At 55.1% G+C, this 4209-nt stretch carries 6 protein-coding genes; 1 reads left to right on the top strand and 5 read right to left on the bottom strand.

The genetic code is table 11. The features are described 5' to 3' along the window. Positions 1 to 148 precede the first annotated feature (148 nt). Together RI563_RS12790 and def are read right to left on the bottom strand one after the other, a co-directional pair. Positions 149 to 532: a SirB2 family protein gene (locus RI563_RS12790; RefSeq protein WP_310694769.1), complete on the bottom strand. Its 384-nt coding sequence runs from the start codon at positions 530 to 532 to the stop codon at positions 149 to 151. Between the two features lie 209 nt (positions 533 to 741). Next, complete coding sequence (gene def / locus RI563_RS12785; protein WP_310694768.1) at positions 742 to 1290, bottom strand: peptide deformylase; 549 nt, start codon at positions 1288 to 1290, stop codon at positions 742 to 744. Positions 1291 to 1365: 75 nt separating this feature from the next. Between def and RI563_RS12780 the strand changes: the two genes are divergently transcribed. After that, positions 1366 to 2088: a CsiV family protein gene (locus RI563_RS12780; protein WP_310694767.1), complete on the top strand. Its 723-nt coding sequence runs from the start codon at positions 1366 to 1368 to the stop codon at positions 2086 to 2088. A gap of 174 nt (positions 2089 to 2262) precedes the next feature. Here the strand turns inward: RI563_RS12780 and RI563_RS12775 are convergent, their stop codons facing one another. From RI563_RS12775 to RI563_RS12765, 3 genes are all read right to left on the bottom strand, one after another. After that, on the bottom strand, positions 2263 to 3009 hold the full coding sequence (locus tag RI563_RS12775; RefSeq protein ID WP_310694771.1) for an S-methyl-5'-thioinosine phosphorylase: 747 nt from the start codon (positions 3007 to 3009) through the stop codon (positions 2263 to 2265). After that, positions 3006 to 3557, bottom strand: a complete 552-nt coding sequence (locus RI563_RS12770) for a hypoxanthine-guanine phosphoribosyltransferase (RefSeq protein ID WP_310694770.1) — start codon at positions 3555 to 3557, stop codon at positions 3006 to 3008. The genes RI563_RS12775 and RI563_RS12770 overlap by 4 nt, the downstream gene beginning before the upstream one ends. Then, positions 3551 to 4209 (bottom strand): mechanosensitive ion channel family protein (locus tag RI563_RS12765; protein ID WP_310694766.1); only part of this gene is annotated, 659 nt, incomplete at its 5' end. The genes RI563_RS12765 and RI563_RS12770, both read right to left, overlap by 7 nt.

The following is a 4209-nucleotide window of genomic DNA, read 5'->3' as shown; positions in this document are numbered from 1 at the left end:
CTTTTTGCCGCTTCAAAAAGTCACTCGCCGCGCGGGCGCGAGAGCCCGCTTTCAAGATCCAGGCCGCCCGGAGGGCGAACCTTTTAGCTAAATGCCCGATACCGCTTCGCTATATCGGGCCTACATCTGAATAGGAAGAGGGAAATTATTAGAGAGTGACCATCCACCCCAACGGATGATGATACAACGCCACACTCACCATATAGGCAAACACCAGAATCGCCACCAGCCAGTACGCCATCCGCTCACGCCGGCTTTTGGCAAAACGAAACACCATCAACCCCAACCCGATATACACCAGCAAAGCGATCAACTTGGCGGTGAGCCAGCCGTGTACCAGCGGGTACTGCTGGATCAGCACGGCCATCCAGATCCCCGTCACCAGCAGCAGCGTGTCGTTGACATGCGGAACGATCTTCACCCATTTCTGGCGCATGAAGCCCGCGTTCATGAACAGCCCCAGCCCGCGGATCACGAACAGACTGATCGTGATAACCACCGTACTGAGATGAATAATTTTCAACCAACCCATCAATACAATCCTGTCTATCTTTTTAGTATTTATATTCGATTTTATGACTCTTACCCAGGTAAGTTTTTTCTACCCTGCGCGTCGTAGCATTCACACGATGGCATAAACGCCACAGCACCGTGTTGCGTAACAGCCGATCCCGGATCAAATTGCGGCGTAGCCGCTCCGACAACTGCCGACTGCAAACTGCCATCTGCCAACTATCTTATTTATTCCCGCGACGCCGGCCCGCTCCCCGGCACGCCGTATTGAACCAGTTCGTCCTCGAAACCGAAATAGCTCATATCTTCCATGCGCTGTGGATAGAGGATGCCGTCGAGATGGTCCACCTCATGTTGCACGACCCGGGCGTGGAAACCGCTGACCTCCCGCTCGATGGCCACGCCGTACTCATCGACACCGCTGTAACGAACCCGGGTATAACGCGGGACCAGGCCGCGCAGACCCGGGACGCTGAGACACCCTTCCCAGCCCGTTTCCTGTTCCTCATCCAGCGGGGTGATCACCGGGTTGATCAGGATCGTGCGCGGGACGCTCTCCACGTCGGGATAGCGGGGATTGGCGGCGACCTCGAAAATCACTATTCGTTGCGAGACGCCGATCTGGGGCGCGGCCAGACCGGCACCGTCCAGGGCCGCCATGGTTTCCAGCATATCGGTAATCAGGGACTCCAGTTCCGGGGTGTTGAACGCGGTCACCGGCTCGGCGACCTGGCGCAGCACCGGATGTCCCATTTTGAGCACTTCTTTGACGGCCATAACACCTCTCGCTGGTCAAGGCAGGGTATAATTGGTTACATTATTCACTCTGGTTGTAAGCTAAGGAATATAGCATTGAAACAGATCCTGTGCCTGGCCCTCTTCTCCCTGTTCTCACTGCCGGCCCTCGCCGCCGATGATGAACCGGTTCGCTATTATGACGTGGAGCTGATTATCTTCGAAAACCTGGATCCGGCTCACCGCAATAGCGAGAACTGGCCGACCTCGGTGGAACGGGGATTACCGGAGTCGGAAGTGATGATCGAACTCAATCGTCCCTATCCCGGCCCGATTCCGGAGAATTATAACCCGGCCTACACCTTCAAGGCCCTGCCCCGGGACCAATACCGCCTGACCGAAGAGATCGAGAAAATCGAGGAAACCCCGAGTCGCCGGGTATTGATGCATACTGCGTGGCGCCAACCCGGCATGAGCGGGGAAGAAGCGCTGAACGTGCATCTGAGCCGCACTGTTTCCGCCGGTCCCGGCAAGCAATCGAAACTCGATACCGAACAGGGTGATAACGCTGCCAGTAAATTCGAGGGAGAAGCCGGCGAGCTGGAAGCCTATATCAAGGTCATCCTGTCACGTTACCTGCATGTGGATGCCAATGTCATTTTCCAGACCCGGCCCCAAACCGGTCGCTTTGACTTCTTCATCGAGGAATCCGAAGAGCCGGTTGTTTACCAACTGAAACAATTGCGTAACCGCATTCGCAGCACCGAACTGCACTACCTCGATAACCCCGTCCTTGGCATGCTGATCGTCATGCACCCGGTCGAAACTGACAAGCTCTAATCAACAGCCTGTAAATAACGCGGAGGTCGCAGAGGCGCGGAGACGCAGAGTAAGAAAATATTCTTCAGCACTTGCTTTCGATAGTTTGCACGACTGATCACTTGAATCAATAGCATTTATACGTTGTTCTCCGCGCCTCTGCGCCTCCGCGAACTCCGCGTTTAAAAAAGCATCTTAGAGTAAAGGAATGACATGTTCGAGCAGGGTGCGGACGTTTTTCATGCCTTCGGCGAGGTGTTGTTCGATCTCTTCCATGGTGATCTCGCCGTCGTGGCGGCCGGCGGCGAGGTTGGCGACGACGCCGATGGAGGCGTAGCAGGCTTCCAGCTCGCGGGCCAGGACGGCTTCGGGCATGCCGGTCATGCCGACGATGTTACAGCCGTCGGCTTCGAGTTTGTCGATCTCCGCGGCGGTTTCCAGGCGCGGGCCCTGGGTGGCGCCGTAGGTAGCTTTATCGATTACACCGACGCCCGCCTGTTCCGCCGCCGTTAACAACGCCTGGCGCAGGCTCTGGCAATAGGGCCAGGTAAAGTCAACGTGGATGACCGGGTTGTCGCCTTCATCGAAAAACGTGTTACTGCGTCCCCAGGTGTAGTCAATGATCTGATCAGGAATCACCAGAGAGCCTGGCTGGAATTCGGACTGGATACCACCGACTGCATTGACGGCGATAATCATCTCGGCGCCGGCTTCCTTGAGTGCCCAGAGATTAGCGCGATAGTTGATTCTGTGCGGGGTAATGGTATGCCCCGAACCGTGACGCGGCAGAAACAGAACATCGTTGTCGCCCAGCTTGCCACGCACCAGGGTACTGGAAGGCTCGCCATAGGGCGTGTGCATGATTTCGCGACCGGAAATTTGCAGGCTCTGCAAACTGGTCAGGCCGGTACCGCCAATGATGGCTACTTTCGACATAATTATAATCCTTTGACTGCGTAGATACCCGGCGCATTGCGCAGGTAGCCTTTGTAATCCATTCCGTAACCGAACAGATAGCGATCGTCGGTTCGCAGACCGACAAAGTCCGCCTGCATACCATTTTTGCGATCATGCTGTTTTTCCACCAGTACCGCGCTGTAAACCTCACGGGCACCCTCAGTGCGGCAGTGTTCCATAATCGCCGCCAACGTAATCCCCTCGTCCAGGATATCGTCAATCACCAGAATGTTCCGTCCGTCCAGTGGATGACTGGGCCGCACCTGCCAGTTCAGATCGCCGCCACTGATTGCGCCGGCATAGCGGGTAGCATGGATATAGTCGATCTGCATGGGAAAGTTCAACCGGGTCAGCAAATGACCGGCCGGGATAATGGCACCCGTGAGCACGCATAAAACCAGCGGATCGCTGTTTTTAAGCACGCTGGTCATAGCCGCGGCCATCTTGTCCAGAGCTGCTTCGACCTGTTGTTGATCATAGAGGCAATCCGCCTCGGCCATCGTCTGGTTAACAGTCTCGATATTCATCATGATGTTGTCGGTGGTTGTGGCAAACTGGCGCCTTCAAGGAGATCCGGCATATGCAGTGTTCGGGTCGGGAAAGCAACTTCGGCACCGTAGCTGGCAATGATCTCACTGATCTTGAACAGCACGTCCTGTTTAACTTCGTGGAATTCGATCCACTGAACCGTTTTGGTAAAGGTATACACAAAGAACTCGAGCGATGAATCGCCGAAACTGTTGAAATTGACAATCAGGGTCTGCTCCTGGTCGATCTCCGGATGGGATTTCAGCATGGCTTTGATGTCCTGGATAATTTTCGGCATTACAGCCATATCCGAGTAACGTAAGCCGATAGTCTCGAAAATCCGGCGATTGAACATCCTCGAAGGATTTTCCACCACAACGCTGGAGAACAACGCATTCGGTACGTAGATGGGTCGTTTGTCGAAGGTACGAATAATTGTCAGGCGCCAGCCAATTTTTTCCACCGTCCCTTCGATATTACGATCCGGCGAGCGGACCCAGTCGCCGATGGCAAAGGGACGGTCAAAGTAGATCATCATGGCTCCGAAAAAGTTGGCCAACATATCCTTGGCGGCAAAACCGACCGCAATCCCGCCGATACCTCCAAAGGCCAGAATCGCCGAGATATTGACCCCGAGCGTCTGTAACAGCACGAGGG

The sequence above is a fragment of the Thiohalophilus sp. genome (assembly GCF_031581315.1).
Lineage (GTDB): Bacteria > Pseudomonadota > Gammaproteobacteria > UBA6429 > Thiohalophilaceae > Thiohalophilus.
The sequence above is the reverse complement of the archived record's forward strand: the minus strand, read 5'-3'. Positions and strand labels throughout refer to the sequence as shown.

What these genes read in the sequence shown, in the direction of transcription:
- RI563_RS12790 (WP_310694769.1), bottom strand. Translation starts at nt 532, where the DNA reads ATGGGTTGGTTGAAAATTATTCATCTCAGTACGGTGGTTATCACGATC.
- def (WP_310694768.1), bottom strand. Translation starts at nt 1,290, where the DNA reads ATGGCCGTCAAAGAAGTGCTCAAAATGGGACATCCGGTGCTGCGCCAG.